Genomic DNA, 19,233 nt, shown 5'->3' with positions numbered 1-19,233 from the left:
ATTATCTTTGGATCGACAAAAGTTTTCCTTATATCGAGGGTTCCATGAGCCGGCGCTTCTCACGCGACCTCACCATTCGCCAGCTGCGCGCGCTCGCAGCCGTGCAGGAGTCCGGATCGGTCACCTCCGCGGCCGGCCGTCTTCACCTGACGCAGCCTGCGGTCACGCTGCAAATTCGCAACCTTCAGGAGCTCGCCGGCCTGCCGCTGATCCAGCGCACCACCGACGGCATGATTCTCACCGAAGCCGGACGCAGCGTGCTGGCGCTGGCCGAACGCGTCGAGGCGGCGCTGCAGGATTGCGAGCAGGCGCTCGACATTTTGGCGGGGCGCAGCGGCGGCAGGGTCGCGATCGGCGCGGTCAGCACGGCGAAATATTTCGTTCCCTTCGCCATAGCGGAATTCTCGCGACGGTTCCCCAAGATCGACGTCACCCTGCGGATCGGCAATCGCGACACCATCCGCGAAGCGCTCAGAGGATACGATCTCGACATCGCCATCATGGGACGGCCGCCGGCGGACATTCCCGTCGACATGCGGCCGATGGGCAAGCATCCGCATGTCATCGTCGCGCCGGCGGGGCACCGGCTCGCGCGCCGAAAACGGATCGCGGCCGCAGAGCTCGCGGGCGAGGTGTTCATCACGCGCGAGAGCGGCTCGGGAACCCGCATGCTGATGGAGACCTTCCTGGAGAAGCACGGTCTGCATCTCAAGACCAGCATGGAGATGGACAGCAACGAGACCATCAAGCAGGCCGTCATCGCCGGCCTCGGCATCGCCTTCATCTCGCAGCACACGGTGTCGCACGAGCTCGGCGAGGGCCGCCTGGTCACCTTGAAGGTGCCCGGACTGCCCGTGATCCGGCAATGGCATGCGGTACGGCGCGCCGACAAGCTGCTGCTGCCGCCGGCGCAGGCCATGCTGGATTTCCTCGGCAAGGAGGGCGCACGGTTCCTGCCCCGTTGACGGCACGGTGAGGGACCGGCGTGGTGGCACCGTGCGCGCGCACGTCGATGTGCGCGCGCACCAGACCTCACGCGGCCTGCGCCAGCCCCATCTCGGCCCAGATCGCCGAGAGTGCCGTCGGCCGAAATTGCCAACACGACCGTCGCAACCACACCCGCTCTCAGCATCCTGCGTTGTCGCGATTTTCCGAGTCCTCGCGCAGCTATCCCTTACAGTGATTAGTGCAATGAATACTTGTCATGCCATGTGTCGATGAAATGATCGCTGAAAACGAGCGGTCAAGCCGCAGTTTGAGCATGCGGCGGGCGCAGGGATACAGTTGGAAGTATGTACTTGTAAATAAGCCTTGACACTGAGGGCGCAGCATGGACTGTCGAGTCTCTCAAGACGTTAGCGGGATGCGACCTAGCGCCTTCAAGATGCGCGCCGACGGCGTCGGCCGTGGTCCTTGAGCGTCTCCAACGGGTGCCTAGACCATGGCCGAATTTCACGGTCCACGCGCCGACGTGACATTACTGCTCGACATGGACGGCGTGATCCGTGAGGCGACGCTGTCTCCCAACATGTCATCCGAAAATGTCGACGTGTGGCTTGGCCGTCCCTGGTCCGAGATCGTCGACGGTGCGAGCGAGAAGATCGAACGCATCATGCAGGACACCAAGCGGACCGGCATTTCCGCATTCCGCCAGATCACGCAGCGCTTCCCCAGCGGCCTCGAACTTCCGATGGAATTCACGACTGTACTGCTCGGCGGTCGGGCTGGCATGCTCGCGATCGGCAAGAACCTGCAGGCCGTGGCCGAGCTGCAGGCCCGGCTGATCTCGGCCCAGCAGACCATCGAGCGCGACTATTGGAAGCTGCGCGAGATCGAAACGCGCTACCGGCTCGTGATCGAGGATTCCAACGAGGCCGTACTGCTGACGAAGGTCCGGGATCTGCGCATCGTCGAAGCCAACCGGACCGCGGCCTCCGCGCTGGGGGCATCCGGCCGCCGCAGGGACAATCTGGTCGGCCGCGAGCTTCTGCAGGAGATTCCAGCCACTGACCGCGAGCTGGTTGAACAGATGCTGAGACGCGTGCGCGACCAGGGCAAGGCGCCCGGCATCGTGGTCCATCTCGGCGCAGAGGCCGTCCCCTGGATGCTCAGGGGATCCCTGATGACCAGCAATACCGGGCCGATGTTCCTGCTGCAGATGGCGCCGATCGGCAAGGCTGCGCAGCCTGGCCTCGTGCCGGACAATCCCGAAGCGCTGATCGACAGCCTCCCCGACGCCGTCATCAGCATCGACGGCGGTGGTGCCATCAAGCGCGCGAATCGCGCGTTTCTGGAACTGGTCGAGATCGGGTCGACGGAGGCGGTCATCGGCGAGAAGCTGAGCCGCTGGTTGACGCGCCCGGGCGCCGACCTTTCGGTCCTGATCTCCAACGTCGAGCGCCACGGCACCGTTCGGCTGCTATCCACGACGATCCAAGGCGAGCTCGGCACCGAAACGGAGGTCGAGATCTCGGCTGCGGCCTATGGTCTGGACGGCCATCCCCGGATTGCGCTGGTGCTGCGCAACGTCGCCAGGCGGCTGTTGCCGACTGCGGAGCATGACAACCTCAGGGTCGCGCTGGCCGCCCTGAACGAATCCGTCGGCAAGACTCCGCTGCGCAAGCTGGTGAAGAGCACGGTCGAGGTCGTTGAACAGCATTACGTCCGTGCGGCGCTCGAGCTCGCCAATGGGAATCGGACGTCGGCCGCCGAAATTCTTGGTCTCAGCCGCCAAAGCCTTTACGCCAAGCTCGATCGGTATGACCTCAGCCAACCAGAAGAAAGCGACGACGAGGAAACCGAAAAGGGGAGCTAGTTGCCCGCTGCGAGCGCGCGGACCGCGGTCGACTTGCCGGCGCCGCGATCGCCAAAGGCCAGCACGCCGCCGACCTTCGGATCGACGACAGCGATCATCAGCGTCAGCTTCATTTCGTCCTGGCCGACGATGGCCGAGAACGGAAGGCGATCCCCATGAGCTTCCCCTGCACCGCGACGAGTTCCCGTCGCGTTGTCAGCATGAGATCACAATCAGGGGCCGCACTTCAACCCGTGAGGAATGCACGCCCTCAGCGTGCCAGGCTCGGCAGGTCGAGGCCGTAGGCCTCGGCGCACGCGATAGCGTCCTCGTAGCCGGCATCGGCATGGCGCATCACGCCGGTGGCCGGATCGTTCCACAACACGCGCTCCAGCCGCCGCGCGGCGTCGGCCGTGCCATCGGCGACGATCACCATGCCGGCATGCTGCGAATACCCGATGCCAACCCCGCCGCCATGATGCAGCGACACCCAGGTCGCGCCGCTCGCGCAATTCAGGAGCGCGTTGAGCAGCGGCCAGTCCGAAACGGCATCCGAGCCGTCCTTCATCGCCTCAGTCTCGCGGTTCGGGCTCGCGACCGAGCCGGAGTCGAGATGGTCGCGCCCGATCACGATCGGCGCCTTCAATTCGCCACGGGCGACCATCTCGTTGAACGCAAGCCCGAGGCGATGACGATCGCCGAGCCCCACCCAGCAGATCCGCGCCGGCAGCCCCTGGAACTTGATGCGCTGCCTCGCCATGTCGAGCCAATTGTGCAGGTGCTTGTTGTCCGGCAGCAGCTCCTTCACCTTGGCATCGGTCTTGTAGATGTCTTGCGGATCACCCGACAGCGCAGCCCAGCGGAACGGGCCGATGCCGCGGCAGAACAACGGGCGAATATACGCCGGCACGAAGCCCGGAAAATCGAACGCGTTGGCGAGGCCCATGTCCTTCGCCATCTGGCGGATGTTGTTGCCGTAGTCGAGCGTCGGGATGCCCATGGCGTGGAAATCCAGCATCGCCTGGACGTGGCCGACCATCGAGGTCTTCGCCGCCTGCTCGACGGCCTTCGGCTCCGACGCGCGCTTGGCCTCCCACTCGGCCAGCGTCCAGCCCTTCGGCAGATAGCCGTTGATCGGATCATGCGCGCTGGTCTGGTCGGTGACGATGTCGGGGCGCACGCCGCGGCGCACGAGCTCCGGGAAGATCTCGGCAGCATTGCCGAGCAGGCCGACCGAGACCGCCTTCTTCGTCGTCGCGGCCTCCGCCATCAGCGCCAGCGCCTCGTCGAGCGTGGCGGCCTGGCGATCGAGATAGCCGGTGCGCAGCCGCATCTCGATGCGGCTCGGTTGGCATTCGACGGCGAGCATCGAGGCGCCAGCCATCGTGGCAGCCAACGGCTGCGCGCCGCCCATGCCGCCGAGGCCGGCGGTCAGGATCCACTTGCCCGAGAGATCGCCGTCGTAGTGACGTCGACCGACTTCGACGAAGGTCTCGTAGGTGCCCTGCACGATGCCCTGGCTGCCGATGTAGATCCAGGAGCCGGCCGTCATCTGGCCGTACATCATCAGGCCCATTTTATCGAGCGCGTTGAAATGATCGAGCGTCGCCCAATGCGGCACGATGTTGGAGTTGGCGATCAGGACGCGCGGCGCATCCGGATGGGTGCGGAAGATGCCGACCGGCTTGCCGGATTGCACGACCAGTGTCTGATCCGCCTCCAGCTTGCGCAAGGATTCGACGATGCGATCAAAACTGTCCCAGTCGCGCGCGGCGCGGCCGATGCCGCCATAGACGATCAGTTCGCTCGGCTTCTCGGCCACATCAGGATCGAGATTGTTCATCAGCATGCGCAAGGGCGCTTCGGTGAGCCAGCTCTTGGCGCTGATGTCGCTGCCAATGGGGGCGCGGATCACCCGCGCATTGTCCAGGCGTCGGTTCATGGGTCCCTCTCATCCAAGCTTGGGAAACGGATCGCGTCCGAGTGCATGCGTTGCAACCGTGGCCAACACACCGCCACCGACGAGCGCGGCCGCCTTGGCGAGATCGTCGGCCATGTAGCGGTCGTGCACCAGCGCCGGCACATGCGCGCGCAGCGCGGCAATGACAGCAGACAGCGCCGCGCTGGTGCCGTGCGGCGCTCGCAGCTCGATGCCTTGGGCGGCGACGAGCAGCTCGATGCCGATGATGGCAGCGAGATTGTCAGCCATGTCGTGCAATCGCCGCGCCGCATGCGCGGCCATCGAGACGTGATCTTCCTGGTTGGCGCTGGTCGGCGTGGAGTCGATCGAGCATGGCAGCGCGCGCTGCTTGTTCTCGGCGAACAGCGCCGCCGCGGTGACCTCCGCGATCATGAAGCCGGAGTTCAAGCCCGGCTCCGGCGTGAGGAACGGCGGCAGGCCGAAATTCAGCGCGGGATCGACCAGCGTGGCGATGCGCCGCTCGCTGATCGCGCCGAGCTCGGACAGCGCCAGCGCGATCTCGTCCGCAGCGAACGCCACCGGCTCGGCATGGAAGTTGCCGCCGGAGATGATCTCTCCGGTCCCGACCAGCACCAGCGGATTGTCGGTGACGGCATTGGCTTCGGTCACCAGCGTGTGCGCCGCCTGCGTCAACAGATCGAGCGCGGCGCCGGCGACCTGCGGCTGGCAGCGCAGGCAATACGGATCCTGCACCCGCTCGTCGCCTTCGAGATGCGACAGACGAATGGCGCTGCCGTCGAGCAGCTCCGTCAGCACGCGGCCGGCTGCGATCTGACCGGGATGACCGCGCAGCGCCTGGATTTCGGGGCGGAACGGCGCGGTCGAGGCCATCGCGGCATCGACCGACAGCGCGCCGGTCACCAACGCGGCGTTGAGCAGATCATGCGCGCGCAACAGGCCGGCGAGCGCATAGGCCGTCGAGAACTGCGTGCCGTTGATCAGCGCGAGGCCTTCCTTCGGCCCGAGGGTGACCGGCGTCAGGCCGGCGTGCGCCAGCGCCTCGCGCCCGGGCACCAGCCGGCCATCGTGGAAGGCCTGGCCCTCGCCGATCATGACCGCCGTCATGTGCGCGAGCGGCGCCAGATCGCCGGAGGCGCCGACAGAGCCCTGCTGCGGCACGAACGGAGACACGCCGCGCGCCAACATCGCCTGGAGCTGTTCGACGATCTCGCGCCGCACGCCCGAGGCGCCGCGGCCGAGCGAGATGATCTTCAGCGCCATCATCAGCCGCACGACCGGCTCGGGCGCCGCCGGGCCGACGCCACAGCAATGCGAGAGGATGAGGTTGCGCTGGAGCTGCGCGGTCTGATCGGGCGGAATGCGCTTCGAGGCCAGCTTGCCGAAGCCGGTGTTGATACCATAGACCGGCTCGGCGCCTTGCGCCGCCCTGGCGACGATCGCGGCCGCCGCATCGACATCAGGCCAATAGGAAGGCTCGAGCACGACCGCAGCTCCCGCATAGATCTGCGCGAGATCGTCGAGGCCGACGCGGCCGGGCGCCGCAATGATCGTGCTCATTCGCCCCTCCAGACACGCTGATGCAGCGGATTGAAGCCCATGCGGTAAACCAGCTCCGCCGGGCGGCTGATGTCCCAGATCGCGAGATCGCACCATTTGCCGGCGTCGAGCGTGCCGGTCTCAGCCGACAGACCAAGTGCGCGGGCGCCTTCGCGCGTCACTGCGGCAAGACACTCGTCGACGGTCATGCGAAACAAGGTCGCGGCCATGTTCATCGTGAGCAGCAGCGAGGTCAAAGGCGACGAGCCTGGATTGCAGTCGGTGGCGAGCGCGAGCTTCACGCCATGTTTGCGGAACAGCTCGACCGGCGGCTTCTGCGTCTCGCGGATGAAGTAGTAGGAACCGGGCAGCAGCACTGCGACCGTGCCGGCGCGCGCCATCGCGGCGGCGCCGGCATCGTCGGTGTGCTCGAGATGATCGGCCGAGAGCGCGCCGAATTCGGCGGCGAGCGCAGCGCCACCGAGATTGGACAGCTGGTCGGCATGCAGCTTGACCGGCAGGCCGAGCGCTTTCGCCGCGGCAAATACCCGCGACGTTTGCGCGTGAGAGAAGGCGATGTTCTCCATGAACGCATCGACGGCATCGGCGAGGCCCGACCTTGCGACCGCCGGCAGCATCTCATTGCAGACGAGATCGATGTAGCGGTCCTTGTCGCCGCCAGCCTCCACCGGCAGCGCGTGGGCGCCGAGAAAGCTGGTGCGCACGCCGACCGGCCGCCGGCTGCCGAGCGCGCGGGCTGCGGACAATTGCCGCAGCTCGGTTGCGGTTTCCAGGCCATAGCCGGACTTGATCTCGATCGTGGTGACGCCCTCGGCGAGCAGTGCATCGAGCCGCGGCAGAGCGCTTGCAACCAGCGCCTCCTCGCTGGCGGCGCGCGTTGCAGCGACGGTCGAGACGATGCCGCCGCCAGCGCGGGCGATCTCCTCATAGCTCGCGCCCGCCAAGCGCAGCTCGAACTCATGGGCGCGGTCGCCGCCGTAGACGAGATGGGTGTGACAATCGACGAGGCCCGGCGTGATCCAGCGGCCCTCGCAATCGATGCGCTCGGGCGCATCCGCATTGGCTGGAAAATCGGACTGCGGGCCGGCAAAGGCGATGCGGCCGCCGCGCGCGGCCACCACGCCCTGCTCGATCACGCCGAGGCCCGGCTGCCCCTCGCGCAGCGTCGCGAGCCGCGCATTGTGCCAGATCCGATCGAAGCGCTCGGCCATGCTGCTGCCTCCCAACTTCACGAAAGCTTGACGGGCGATATGTCTATACATAAACTCGCTTCCGCCGTCCTGTCCAGCGGGCTTATCGATCATGGCGTCACTGCACTTCGCATCCGCGCTTCTGCCCAAGGGTTGGGCCGAGGACGTGCAGGTCGTCATCAGCAACGGCACAATCGCGTCGGTCACCGCGGGCGTGCCTCCGACCTCCGCCGACGAGCAACATGAGGTCGCGATCCCCGGCATCGCCAGCCTGCACAGTCACGCGTTCCAGCGCGGCATGGCAGGGGTTGCCGAGATCAGCGGTCCTTCCACCGACACGTTCTGGACCTGGCGCGAGACGATGTATCGCTTCGCGCTGGCGATGAGCCCTGACGATGTCGAGGCGGTCGCGACGCTGCTCTATGTCGAGATGCTGGAGCGCGGTTTTACGCGGGTCGGCGAATTCCATTATCTGCATCATGATCGCGATGGCACGCCTTACGCCGACATCGCCGAGATGGCGGTGCGCATCGCCGGTGCAGCTCAATCATCCGGCATCGGCCTGACGCTGCTGCCGAGCTTCTATGCGCATGGCGGGTTCGGCGGCGCCGCGCCGCATGAGGGACAGCGGCGCTTCATCTGCGATGTCGATCGCTTCGAGAGGCTGCTCGCGGCGTCGCGCAGGGCTATCAGCACTCTTGCCGGCGCCAATCTCGGCATCGCGCCGCACAGCCTGCGCGCCGTCGCGCCGGATGAGCTGAGCACGCTGTTGCCGCTTGCGGACGGCGGCCCGATCCACATTCACGCCGCCGAGCAGGTCAAGGAGGTCGAGGACTGCCTGGCCTGGTCGGCGCAGCGTCCCGTGCAATGGCTGCTCGATCATCATGCCGTCGATGCTCGCTGGTGCCTGATCCACGCGACGCACATGACGCCGGATGAAACGGCGGCACTCGCGAGCAGCGGCGCGACGGCCGGCCTTTGCCCCATCACCGAAGCCAGCCTCGGCGACGGCATCTTCCCGGCGCGCGACTTCTTGCGCGCGCGTGGACGCATCGGCGTAGGCACCGACTCGAACGTGCTGGTCGGCGTGAGCGATGAGTTGCGCCAGCTCGAATACGGCCAGCGGCTGACGCATCGCGAGCGCAACGTGCTGACGTCAAGTCCGGATGCGTCGACGGGCCGCACGCTTCTCGATGCCGCGCTCGCCGGCGGCGCGCAGGCGCTGGCGCAATCTCTCGCCGGGCTGCAGGTGGGCGGCCGTGCCGACATCGTCACGTTCGATCTGACGCATCCTTCGCTCGCGGGGCGGACGCAAGATGCGCTGCTCGACGGCTGGATCTTCGCGACGTCGAACGACGCGATCGACTGCGTCTGGGCCGGCGGCGCCAAGGTCGTCCAGGGCGGCCACCATCGTTCGCGCGACACGGCCCGGCGCGGCTTCAACAGGGCCGTGCGGAGGCTGCTCGCATGAGCCTCGCCGAGGATCGCGCCAAGCCGGGAGCCGGTACGCTCTACAAGAAGATCCGGCACGACATCGAGCGCCGCATTCTGACCGGCGAATGGCCGCCGGGCCATCGCATCCCGTTCGAGCACGAGATCATGGAGCACTATGGTTGCTCGCGCATGACCGTGAACAAGGCGCTGTCGGAGCTTGCCCAGGCCGACCTGATCGAGCGGCGGCGGCGCGCCGGCACTTTCGTGCGGCGGCCGCAATTCCTGTCGGCCGTGCTGAAGATCCCCGACATCCGCGCCGAGATCGGCGCGCTCGGCCGCGCCTATGGCTACGAGCTGATCTCATCGACGCGCCGCACCGCCAACGCGGCCGATCGCGAGCGCCTCGGCGTCAAGACGCCATGCAAGGTGATCGCGATCCGCTGCCGGCACAGCGCCGACAATTTGCCATTCGCGATCGAGGATCGCCTGATCGACCTCGATGCCGTCCCCGACGCGGCCAAGGCCAATTTCAAGGTCGATCCGCCCGGCTCCTGGCTGCTACATCACGTGCCATGGACCGAAGCGGAGCATGCGATCAGCGCCATCGTCGCCGACGAGGCGATCGCCGATGGGCTCGACATCGCGATCGGCGCACCCTGCCTCGTGATCGAGCGGCACACCTGGCGCCAGAACCAGCCGCTCACAGCGGTGCGGCTGGTCTATCCCGGCGAGCAGCATCGGCTTGTGGCGCGGTTCAGGGGCAGCGAATGAAACGATCAAGCGCGCCCGGCCTGAGCACGAGATTTGCAAGCACGCTTGCAGACGCAGGCGGACCGCGCAGCCTTGACGGCGCGCGAGCCGCGCGACCAGTTTCCTCCCACCGCAAAGGACGATGACGATGCGCAGATTCGGGCTACTTGCAGTAACGGCCGCGCTCCTGACTTCGACGACCGCCTACGCCGATGACGTCAAGGTCGGCATCGGCATTTCCGGCTGGACCGGCTTCGCGCCGCTGACGCTGGCGAAGGAAGCCGGCATCTTCAAGAAGAACGGCCTCGACGTCACCATCAAGAAGATCCCGCAGAAGGATCGCCACCTCGCGATCGCCGCCGGCGACGTGCAGTGCGCGGCAACTACGGTCGAGACCTGGATCTCCTGGAACGCCAACGGCGTCGCCACCAAGCAGATCTTCCAGCTCGACAAGAGCTACGGCGCCGACGGCATGGCCGTGCGCAACGACATCGCTTCCATCAAGGACCTGAAGGGCAAGACCGTCGCCGCGTCTGCACCCGGCACCTCGCCCTATTTCGGGTTGGCCTGGATGCTCAAGAAGAACGGCCTCACGGTGAAGGACGTCACCATCGTGAACCTGGAGCCGGCCGCCGCAGCGCAGGCCTTCGTCGCCGGTCAGAACGACGCGGCGATGACCTACGAGCCGTATCTGTCGACGGTGCGCGCCGCTCCCGACAAGGGCAAGATCATCGCCACCACCCTCGATTATCCGATGGTGATGGACACGTTCGGCTGCACACCGAAGTTCCTGTCCGAGAACCCGAAGGCCGCCAAGGCGCTTGCCGACAGCTATTTCGAGGCGCTGGACATGATCGCCAAGGACCAAGCCAAGGCCTATGAGATCATGGGCGCGGACGTGAAGCAGACGGCTGAGCAGTTCGGCAACTCCGCCAAATATCTGCGCTGGCAGGACAAGGCCGCGAGCCAGAAGTTCTTCGAGACCGAGTTCAAGACCTTCAACAAGGAGGCCGCTGAGCTCCTGCTCGAGGTCGGCATCGTCAAGCAGATCCCGAAAATCGACGACCTCTACGACGCGAGCTTCATCAAGTAGCTCGGAGCTAAGCTCTGAGTGATCCGTCATTGCGAGCGTAGCGAAGCAATCCAGGGCGGGGTGCGACTCTGGATTGCTTCGTCGCTTCGCTCCTCGCAATGACGATGTGGAGAGATCATGCCCTCGTGAATTTATTCGAACCGACCACCAGCAGCCCGCGACACCGGGCGTACCGCCTCCACCACGAAAGCCTTTCTCCGTGATCCGACCTCTCGATCCCGTCAGCGCCAGGTCAAGAACAGCGCTCGGCCTCGCCTTCTTCGTCGTCTTCGTCGCGGCGTGGTCCCTGGCGACGTTCGGCGGCTACGTGTCGAAGACCTTCCTTGCCGATCCGCTGACGATGGTGCGCGAGGGCTGGGATCTGCTGACCAAGTTCGGCTTCCTCTATGACATCGGCATGACCGTCTGGCGTGTCGTCGGCGGGTTCGTGCTCGCGGCTGCCATCGCCGTCCCGCTCGGCCTACTGATGGGCGCCTACAAGCCGGTCGAGGCGTTCCTCGAGCCGTTCGTGTCCTTCGCGCGCTATCTGCCCGCCTCCGCTTTCATTCCGCTGTTGATCCTGTGGGCCGGCATCGGCGAGCTCCAGAAGCTTCTGATCATCTTCATCGGCTCGGTGTTCCAGATCATCCTGATGATCACCGTGACTGTCGGCAATACCAGACGCGATCTCGTCGAGGCTGCGTATACGCTGGGCGCCAGCGACCGCGGCATCATCGGCCGGGTGCTGCTGCCGTCCGCTGCGCCTGATATCGCCGAGATCCTGCGGCTCGTGCTCGGCTGGGCCTGGACCTACGTCATCGTCGCCGAGCTGATCGGCTCGTCTTCCGGCATCGGCCACATGATCACCGACAGCCAGGCGCTGCTCAACACCGGACAGATCATCTTCGGCATCATCGTCATCGGCCTGATCGGGCTGATCTCGGACTTCCTGTTCAAGACGTTCAACGCCTGGCTGTTCCCGTGGAAGCTCGCATGACCACGCTCGTCATCAACAACGTCACGCGCACCTTTCCGGCCCGCCAGGGCCATGCGCCGACACGCGCGTTGGAGCCGGTCGAGCTCACGATCGGCACCAACGACTTCGTCACCATCCTCGGGCCCTCCGGTTGCGGCAAGTCGACCTTGCTGCGCATCGTCGCGGGCCTCGATCAACCGACCAGCGGCAAGGTGCTGCTCGACGGCCGCGAGGTGACCGGTCCCGGCGCCGATCGCGGCATGGTGTTCCAGTCCTACACGCTGTTTCCTTGGCTCACCGTGCGCGAGAACATCGCCTTCGGCCTGCGCGAGCGCGGCGTGGCGGAGGCCGAGCGCAATGCCATCGCCGATCGCTTCATCCGACAGATCGGCCTCAAGGGCTTCGAGAACCACTGGCCCAAGCAGCTCTCCGGCGGCATGCAGCAGCGCTGCGCGATCGCGCGCGCGCTCGCCAACGATCCGAAGATCCTGTTGCTCGACGAGCCGTTCGGCGCGCTCGACAACCAGACGCGCGTGCTGATGCAGGAGATGCTGCTCGGCATCTGGGAGCGCGACCAGAAGACGGTGCTGTTCGTCACCCACGACATCGAGGAGGCGATCTTCCTCGGCAGCCGGGTGCTGGTGATGAGCGCGCGGCCCGGCCGCATCAAGGCCGACATCAAGATCGAGCTGCCGCATCCGCGCTCCTACAAGGTCAAGACCTCGCCGGAGTTCGTGGCGCTCAAGGAGCGGCTGGTCGAGGAGATCCGCGCCGAGGCGCTGAAGGTAGCGGCGGAGGCGTAATCCCCGCCGCGCCCGATCAGAACCGCTCGGGCCTGACCACCTCGACATCGGACACGGTGACGAGGCCGATCTGATGCTGGACCACGGCAAAGACGGCATCGAGCACGGCATCGACGCGGCCGCCATCGACGATGCACATGATCGCCGCCATCTGGCCGACCTCCGAGACCTGCCCGCCGGCCGACCAGGGGCCGGACTGGCCGCGCCCGGCGATCACCGGCAGCACGGAATAGCCGGTCACGCCGGCCTGGTCGAAGCGCTCGGTGACCCGGCGCAGCAGCGGCATCTCGATGATCAGATCGATGCGCTTCTTGGCGAATGTCTTCATCGTCTCCTCCCTCATTTCACGGCGCCGGCGAGCATCGTCGCAGCGCCGATATAGAGCGGAATGCCGACCAGCAGGTTGAACGGAAAGGTGATCCCGAGCGAGAGCGTCAGCGGGATCGCTGCATTGGCCTCCGGCAGCGCCAGCCGCAGCGCGGCGGGCACGGCGATGTAGGACGCCGACGCCGCGAGCGTCATCAGCACGGCGGCAGAGCCGGCCGATAGCCCGATGGCACTTGCGAGCAGAGCGCCCAGCGCTGCGCCGATCAGCGGCATCAGCACGGCGAAGCTGCACAGCGGCACGCTGAGATATTTGCGTCCGTGCTGCAGGCCGCGGCCTGCGATCAAGCCCATGTCGAGCAGGAACACGCAGAGGACGCCTGGGAAGAGATCGACCAGGAACGGCTTCACCGTCGCGAGCCCCTTGGTGCCGGTGATCATACCCACCACGAAGGCACCGAGCAGAGTGACCACCGAGCCGTTCAGCATCACCTCGCGCCACATCGAATGCCCGTCCCCCGTTTCAGTCTTGCGATGCGGACGCGCGAGCTGCAGCGCCGAGACGATCGCGGGCGTCTCCATCGCGGCCGCGACCGCGACCATGTAGCCCGCGAACGGCAACGACACGAGATTGAGCGCGCCGGTGACGGCGGCAAATGTCACCGCCGAGATCGAGCCGTAGTGTCCGGCCACGGCCGCGGCGTCGACCGGCGACAGCCGGCTCATTCGCGTCAGCAGCAGATAGGCCAGGATCGGCGTGAAATAGGACAGCAGGACACCGGCGCAGATCGCGGCGACCAGATCCCAGCTCATGCCGTGATGCGCGACCTCGACGCCGCCGCGGAAGCCGATCGACATCAGGAGATAAAGCGACAGCAGCTTCGCCACCGCCTCAGGCACAGTGAGATCGGACTTCGCCAGCGCGGCGGCGAGGCCGACCATGAAGAACAGTACCATCGGCGACAGTAGATTCTGAAACGCAAGTTCGGTCAGCCCCATGAAGCGCTACTCCGCATCGGGCGGACGGCCTCTGGTGCCGGCCTCCGCCCTCCAAGGGCGCCCCCAATGGGCGCCGGCCGCACTTGCAGCAAAGGGCGATAATTTGTAAAATTGATAATTGAAAGCTTTACCATTGTGTTTCTCAATCATGACCGCCCCATGCCGAAGACGTTGACCAATCTCGACATCGACCTCGTGCGCACCTTCGCGACCATCGCGCGGCTCGGCAGCTTCACCCAGGCCGCCGAGCGGCTCGGACGCCAGCAATCGACGATCTCGCTGCAGATCGGGCGGCTCGAAAGCGCGGTCAACGCCAAGCTGCTGGAGCGCTCGCCGCGCGCGGTGGCACTGACCACCGAGGGCAAGCTGTTCCTGGACTACGCGCAGAAGCTGCTCGACCTGAACGACGAGGCGGTGGCGCGGTTCGGGGAGCCGATGATGACCGGCGTGGTGCGGCTGGGGACGCCGGAGGATTTCGCGACCCGCCATCTGCCCGAGGTGCTCGCGCGATTCGCGCAGGCCTATCCGTCTGTCGCGCTCGAAGTCACCTGCGACCTGACGCTCAACCTGGTCGACCGCTTCCGCGCCGGCGATTTCGATCTGGTGCTGGTCAAGCAGGAGCCATCGGTGCGCGCCAAGGGCCTGCGCGTCTGGCGCGAGCCGCTGGTATGGGTGTCAGGCAGCCGCGACTTCCTGCATCACGGCGCGAAGGTGCCGCTGGTGGTGTCGCCGCCGCCCTGCGTCTACCGCAAGCGCGCCACCACGGCGCTCGACAGAGCGAGGAAGCCATGGCGCATCTCCTACACCTGCGCCGCCCTGTCCGGCGCGCATGCCGCAGTCAAGGCAGGGCTCGGGCTCGCGGTGCTGCCGAAGGATATGGTGCCGGCAGGCCTGCACGTGCTCGACGGCCATGACCTACCGGATCTCAAGGACACCGAGATCGCGCTGCTCGAGGTCAAGGGTCTGTCGCTGCCGGCGCAACGGCTGAAGCAGCACATCGTTCGCTCGCTCGAATAGCAACGTAGCGGCCGACGCGCTTCAACCATGGCACGAGGTGGAATGCGCTCATCAGCAGATACATCACCGTCATGTCGCCGAGCGGCGCGCCCGCCGGCATGGCCGTGCAGATCACGTCCGACCGGCCGTCACGCGCCATGGCGTTCAGCACGGCCATCAGCGCGAAGGTCGGCGCCGCAGCGAAGCGGAGACCATTGGCGATGTCGGGCATCGCGCGCATCCTGGAGTGGAAGAACGCCATGGCTTTGCTCCTGCGTGTCAGCGCTTGCCGTATTCGTCGCGGCGGCGCCACCACACGCCCTGCTCGTTGCGGCCCTTCGGCGCGCGATCGAGCCATTGATAGGCGCCCCACAGCCCATCGAGGCCGCGCGCATAGGCCGAATAGGTGTGATAGACGGCACCATCCTCAAGGATGAAGGCGCTCATGCCCGGCCGATCGCGCATGAAGGTCGCGCCATCCGTGCCGGTGCCGGCGGCGATCTCCGCCACCATCGCCGGCACGTCGCCAGCCCCGAGCGGAGGACTGGTGCGGTAGTTGTAGTCGGTGCCGCCCCGGCGCTGCTGCTCCTCGGTGATCGCGACGTTGAAGTCGAAGTTGAAGTCGCTGCTCGCCGATGACGCCCACGGGAAGGTCCAGCCCATCCGCGCCTTGTACGCCTTCAGCTTCGCCAGCGGCGCGCGTGACACCGCCCACAGCATCACGTCGTGATTGGCGAGATGGACCTGGAAGCCGTTGAAGCCGTCGGCAATCATCGAGCAGGACGGGCAGCCGGCCTGGAAGTCGGGTCCGAACATGAAGTGATAGACGAGCAGCTGCGAGCGCCCCCTGAACAGGTCGGGCAGCGCGGCGGGTCCGTCCTCGGTGTCGAAGCGATAGGCCTTGTCGACGCGCACCCATGGCAGGGCCTGGCGGCGCTCCGCCAACTCGTCGCTGCGGCGGGTGAGTTCCTTCTCGGCTTGCAGCAGGTCGAGCCGGGCCTTCAACCAATCTTCGCGCGTCCCGGTGATATGCATGGTCATGATCGTCATCCTTTTGCGTGTTGACCGCAGCTCAGACTAGGATCGGTACGGGAGGGGCCGGGAGTGACAAGTATGGCGGGATTTGCATGGACTCGCTGATCTCAGCGGCGGCGCAGGCACTCGCTGCGGGCGATCCGCTCGGCGCATTGAACCGGGTTGCGTTGCGCGATGATCCCCCGGCGCTGGCGCTGCGCGGCATCGCGATGGCGCGGCTTGGCGATTTCGGGCGCGCGAAGGCGCTGCTGCGGCAGGCCGCGCGAAGCTTTGGCCCCAAGGCAGTTCTGGCCCGCGCCCGCTGCACCGTCGCAGAGGCCGAGATCGCACTCGCAGCGCGCGATCTCGGCTGGCCGACCAAGTCGCTCGCAGCGGCGCGTGAGACCCTGGAGCAGCAGGGCGACCGCGCCAATGCCGCCTATGCGCGCAGCCTAGAGATCAGGCGCATGATTCTGATCGGGCACCTCGATGACGCCGAGCGCAGCCTCGCCGAGCTCGATCCCTCGCCGCTGCTGCCGGCCGCACGCACGATCTACGAGCTGATCGTCGCCGGACTGGCCTTGCGCCGTCTACAAACAAAGACCGCGCGATCGGCGCTCGAGCGCGCGACGCGGTCGGCGCGGCAGGCCCGCATTCCGGAGCTCCAGGCGGAGATCGAGCGGGCCTCGTCGGCGCTGTCGGCGCCGGCCGCGCGGATGATCCTGCGCGGCGAGGAACGCCTGCTGCAGCTCGACGACGTCGAATCGCTGTTCCGGTCGGATGTGCTGATCGTCGATGCCTGCCGATTGGCGGTACGCCGGGCGAGCCAGATCGTGTCGCTGGCGCGGCGCCCGGTGCTGTTTGCACTCGCCCGGCGGCTGGCCGAGGGGGTCCCCGATGATGTGCCGCGGGCCGCACTGATCGCGCATGCATTCCGCGGCAAGGAAGCCGACGAGTCGCACCGCGCCCGCCTGCGCGTCGAGATCGGACGGTTGCGCCAGCTCCTCCATGGCCTGGCCGATATCAATGCCACGCGCGACGGCTTTGCCCTGGTGCCGTGTCGCGATCACGACGTCGTCGTCCTCGCACAGCCGATCGAGGACGACAATGCCACCGTGCTTGCTTGCCTCGCCGACGGTGAGGCATGGTCAAGCTCCGGCCTTGCGCTGGCGCTGGGCGCGAGCCAGCGAACCGTGCAGCGTGCCCTCGATGGACTGGCATCGTCCGGCAGGGTCCAGTCGTTCGGTCGGGGCCGCGCGCAACGCTGGACCTGCCCCGTCGTGCCGGAATTCGCGACCGCGTTGTTACTCCCGGCGTGGTCGTCGCTCGACTAGCGTGGGTCCATCGGAAAAAGTGGGATGTCAGACATGACACGAGCAACCGCAGAGATCATTCGCGAGTACGGCCCGTTCGACGACGCCGAGCGCGTCAACGGCGTCAGCTATGACGGTCGGCAGGTGTGGATCGCGACCGGCAACAGCATCAAGGCGTTCGATCCGGCCGACGGCGCGGTACGGAAGTCATTGGATATCCCCTCGCATGCCGGCACGGCGTTCGATGGCCGGCACCTCTATCAGATTGCCGAAGATCGCATTCACAAGGTCGATCCCGATAATGGCCGCGTGCTCGCGACGATCCCGGCGCCGTCGGGAGGCGGGGACTCGGGGCTCGCCTGGGCCGAGGGATCGCTCTGGGTCGGCGCCTATCGCGATCGCAAGATCCACCAGATCGATCCCGCGACCGGGCAAATCCTGCGCAGCATCCCGTGCACGCGTTTCGTCACCGGCGTCACCTGGGTCGATGGCGAGCTTTGGCATGGCACCTGGGAAGACGACGTCAGCGACATCAGGCGCATCGATCCCGCGACCGGCGAGGTGCTCGACCAGCTCGACATGCCTGCTGGCACCGGCGTCTCCGGCATGGAATCCGACGGCGGCGAGACGCTGTATTGCGGCGGCGGCGGCAGCGGCAAGGTCCGCGCCGTCAGGCGGCCGAAGCGGTCGCGAGGGTGAGCCGGCAAATCGACCCGCGGACGGCGTAGCGAAGGGAAGGCAGCCCTATTTCCCGATCGACGTATAGGCCGCCTTGCGGAAGTTGGCGTTGGCTTCCTCGCGGGTCTGCAGCTGCTGGCCACCGCCGCCACCGGCCGGCTTGGTCGGCGTGACCACCGAGAACAGGACGAAGCCGCCGGCCTTGCGCGGGAAGATGAAGTATTCGGCGATGTCCGACTTCTCGCTGTCCTCGCAGGAGGACATGCCGCGGAACACGACGGCGCTGTCGACCAGTTCGCTGTTGCGCGCCGAGATGAACTTGCCCTTGCAGTCGCGCGCGTCGTTGCCGATGATCGTGGCGGCGACTTCGAGGCCGTCGACATTCCGCTGCGGCGGCACGATCCGAACGAACCCGGTGGCGTTGTCGGCCTTCCAGGCGACCCCGCCCGATGTCAACCACACTGGCCGTTCGCCCCCGCCCAGAATGGCCGGATGCGACAGCGCGGCTTTGAGAATGAAGTTGGAGGCGATCTGCATCGCTTCCAATTGCAACTCGGGAGAGTCCTCCGACGCCCGCGCCGGCTGCGTGCTCGTCGTCGCGGTGGCGGCGGGCGGCGCTCCCTGACGCTGCGCCGAGGGAGCGCCGTGCTGCACGGTGAAATTCGTCGCGGCCGCCATTCCGCCGGCATTGATCATGCGCACGCAATTCGCCAGCGACGGCAGCAGCACGGACGTGCCGTTCAGATCGAACTGGAACAGATTGCCCTGCGCGAAGGCCGACATCGTCCGTGCCGCCCTGAACGCCTTGATCAGGCTGGAGTCGTTCGGCATCGGCACGACGACCATGTTGGCCGACCATACCGAGCCCTCGACATTGTAGGAATTGCGCCCATCGAAGCTGAGCACGATGGGAAACTTCTGCCCCTGCGAGAGCGACCAGCCGGGATGGATGAAGGCGAGAGCCCAGTTGAAGGTCGGCAGCGCCAGAACACCGAAATTGATGCCGCTCTTGTAGCTGGCGGAAGCGATGCAGCTCGAGAATTTTCCGGTGTTGTCGTCGGTGTAGGCGCCGCCCGACCAGCCCGCGACGGAGATGGAGCCGTAAGGCCCCTTCGCATGCGCAGGCTCATTCAACGCAGCTGTCGCCAGCGCCAGGAGCGAAAGCATCGTTCCAACGATCGTACGCCGCACCGTCATCCCAGTTCCCCGTTTTCGCCGCATTGTTGCAATTCCCGCGGCTACGTCAAGTAGCAGCGAAGAACGTGCGACTACCCCAGGGATTGCGAGGCCGACCGGCCTCGTGCCCACGAAGGCACAACATGTCGCGGACGTCCTCCACAGCCCTTCATGGGAGCGTCATCGAACTCCGCTAGCGCTTGCCGGGTCTCACG

18 protein-coding genes and 1 pseudogene are annotated in these 19,233 nt (G+C 66.4%); 10 read left to right on the top strand and 9 right to left on the bottom strand.

What is annotated here, in order from left to right:
- Window positions 1-44 precede the first annotated feature (44 nt).
- Together QX039_RS20985 and ppsR are read left to right on the top strand one after the other, a co-directional pair.
- Window positions 45-965, top strand: a complete 921-nt coding sequence (locus QX039_RS20985) for a LysR family transcriptional regulator (protein ID WP_315733745.1) — start codon at window positions 45-47, stop codon at window positions 963-965.
- A gap of 476 nt (window positions 966-1,441) precedes the next feature.
- Window positions 1,442-2,815 carry a transcriptional regulator PpsR gene (gene ppsR, locus QX039_RS20980; RefSeq protein ID WP_315733747.1) on the top strand — a complete coding sequence of 458 codons (1,374 nt, stop codon included), beginning with the start codon at window positions 1,442-1,444 and terminating at the stop codon, window positions 2,813-2,815.
- Window positions 2,816-2,820: 5 nt separating this feature from the next.
- Here ppsR and QX039_RS20975 read toward each other — a convergent pair.
- The 4 genes and pseudogenes from QX039_RS20975 to hutI form a co-directional block, all read right to left on the bottom strand.
- Window positions 2,821-2,958, bottom strand: a pseudogene (locus QX039_RS20975) (magnesium chelatase ATPase subunit I); the annotation flags it as partial.
- A 107-nt stretch (window positions 2,959-3,065) separates the two neighbouring features.
- Complete coding sequence (hutU, locus tag QX039_RS20970) at window positions 3,066-4,736, bottom strand: urocanate hydratase (protein ID WP_315733749.1); 1,671 nt, start codon at window positions 4,734-4,736, stop codon at window positions 3,066-3,068.
- Between the two features lie 9 nt (window positions 4,737-4,745).
- Window positions 4,746-6,293 (bottom strand): histidine ammonia-lyase, encoded by a 1,548-nt coding sequence (gene hutH, locus QX039_RS20965; RefSeq protein WP_315733751.1) that lies wholly within the window; start codon window positions 6,291-6,293, stop codon window positions 4,746-4,748.
- Window positions 6,290-7,504 carry an imidazolonepropionase gene (gene hutI / locus QX039_RS20960; protein ID WP_315733753.1) on the bottom strand — a complete coding sequence of 405 codons (1,215 nt, stop codon included), beginning with the start codon at window positions 7,502-7,504 and terminating at the stop codon, window positions 6,290-6,292. Before hutI ends, hutH begins: the two co-directional genes overlap by 4 nt.
- Window positions 7,505-7,595: 91 nt before the next feature.
- Here hutI and QX039_RS20955 point away from each other — a divergent pair, with 91 nt between their 5' ends.
- From QX039_RS20955 to QX039_RS20935, 5 genes are all read left to right on the top strand, one after another.
- Window positions 7,596-8,954: a formimidoylglutamate deiminase gene (locus QX039_RS20955; RefSeq protein WP_315733755.1), complete on the top strand. Its 1,359-nt coding sequence runs from the start codon at window positions 7,596-7,598 to the stop codon at window positions 8,952-8,954.
- Complete coding sequence (gene hutC, locus QX039_RS20950) at window positions 8,951-9,688, top strand: histidine utilization repressor (protein WP_315733757.1); 738 nt, start codon at window positions 8,951-8,953, stop codon at window positions 9,686-9,688. The genes QX039_RS20955 and hutC overlap by 4 nt, the downstream gene beginning before the upstream one ends.
- Window positions 9,689-9,815: 127 nt before the next feature.
- Window positions 9,816-10,760, top strand: coding sequence for an ABC transporter substrate-binding protein (locus QX039_RS20945; RefSeq protein ID WP_315733759.1), 945 nt, complete (start codon window positions 9,816-9,818; stop codon window positions 10,758-10,760).
- A 202-nt stretch (window positions 10,761-10,962) separates the two neighbouring features.
- Window positions 10,963-11,736 (top strand): ABC transporter permease, encoded by a 774-nt coding sequence (locus QX039_RS20940; RefSeq protein WP_315735642.1) that lies wholly within the window; start codon window positions 10,963-10,965, stop codon window positions 11,734-11,736.
- The gene (locus QX039_RS20935; protein ID WP_315733761.1) at window positions 11,733-12,518 is read left to right on the top strand and encodes an ABC transporter ATP-binding protein; all 786 of its coding nucleotides are present in this window, start codon (window positions 11,733-11,735) and stop codon (window positions 12,516-12,518) included. Before QX039_RS20940 ends, QX039_RS20935 begins: the two co-directional genes overlap by 4 nt.
- Window positions 12,519-12,534: 16 nt before the next feature.
- Here QX039_RS20935 and QX039_RS20930 read toward each other — a convergent pair whose 3' ends face one another.
- Both QX039_RS20930 and QX039_RS20925 read right to left on the bottom strand, forming a co-directional pair.
- The gene (locus tag QX039_RS20930) at window positions 12,535-12,846 is read right to left on the bottom strand and encodes a DUF190 domain-containing protein (protein WP_315733763.1); all 312 of its coding nucleotides are present in this window, start codon (window positions 12,844-12,846) and stop codon (window positions 12,535-12,537) included.
- A gap of 11 nt (window positions 12,847-12,857) precedes the next feature.
- On the bottom strand, window positions 12,858-13,841 hold the full coding sequence (locus QX039_RS20925; RefSeq protein WP_315733765.1) for a sodium-dependent bicarbonate transport family permease: 984 nt from the start codon (window positions 13,839-13,841) through the stop codon (window positions 12,858-12,860).
- A 159-nt stretch (window positions 13,842-14,000) separates the two neighbouring features.
- On the opposite strand from QX039_RS20925, the gene QX039_RS20920 reads away from it, so the two are divergent.
- The gene (locus QX039_RS20920) at window positions 14,001-14,858 is read left to right on the top strand and encodes a LysR substrate-binding domain-containing protein (RefSeq protein WP_315733767.1); all 858 of its coding nucleotides are present in this window, start codon (window positions 14,001-14,003) and stop codon (window positions 14,856-14,858) included.
- On the opposite strand, the gene QX039_RS20915 is transcribed toward QX039_RS20920, so the two are convergent.
- Window positions 14,797-15,099, bottom strand: a complete 303-nt coding sequence (locus QX039_RS20915; RefSeq protein WP_315733769.1) for a hypothetical protein — start codon at window positions 15,097-15,099, stop codon at window positions 14,797-14,799. The genes QX039_RS20920 and QX039_RS20915 overlap by 62 nt on opposite strands.
- 17 nt (window positions 15,100-15,116) lie before the next feature.
- Entirely contained in the window at window positions 15,117-15,878 is a 762-nt protein-coding gene (locus QX039_RS20910; protein ID WP_315733771.1) for a DUF899 domain-containing protein, read from the bottom strand.
- 86 nt (window positions 15,879-15,964) lie between these two features.
- On the opposite strand from QX039_RS20910, the gene QX039_RS20905 reads away from it, so the two are divergent.
- Both QX039_RS20905 and QX039_RS20900 read left to right on the top strand, forming a co-directional pair.
- Window positions 15,965-17,185, top strand: coding sequence for a helix-turn-helix domain-containing protein (locus tag QX039_RS20905; protein ID WP_315733773.1), 1,221 nt, complete (start codon window positions 15,965-15,967; stop codon window positions 17,183-17,185).
- Between the two features lie 33 nt (window positions 17,186-17,218).
- Window positions 17,219-17,863, top strand: coding sequence for a PQQ-binding-like beta-propeller repeat protein (locus tag QX039_RS20900; RefSeq protein ID WP_315733775.1), 645 nt, complete (start codon window positions 17,219-17,221; stop codon window positions 17,861-17,863).
- A gap of 45 nt (window positions 17,864-17,908) precedes the next feature.
- Here QX039_RS20900 and QX039_RS20895 read toward each other — a convergent pair whose 3' ends face one another.
- Entirely contained in the window at window positions 17,909-19,039 is a 1,131-nt protein-coding gene (locus QX039_RS20895) for a hypothetical protein (protein WP_315733777.1), read from the bottom strand.
- Window positions 19,040-19,233 lie beyond the last annotated feature (194 nt).

Origin of the sequence: Bradyrhizobium sp. SZCCHNR1043 (genome assembly GCF_032489675.1) — a bacterium.
In the GTDB taxonomy this organism is placed as follows: Bacteria; Pseudomonadota; Alphaproteobacteria; order Rhizobiales; family Xanthobacteraceae; genus Bradyrhizobium.
This window is presented reverse-complemented; position numbering and strand designations above follow the sequence as displayed.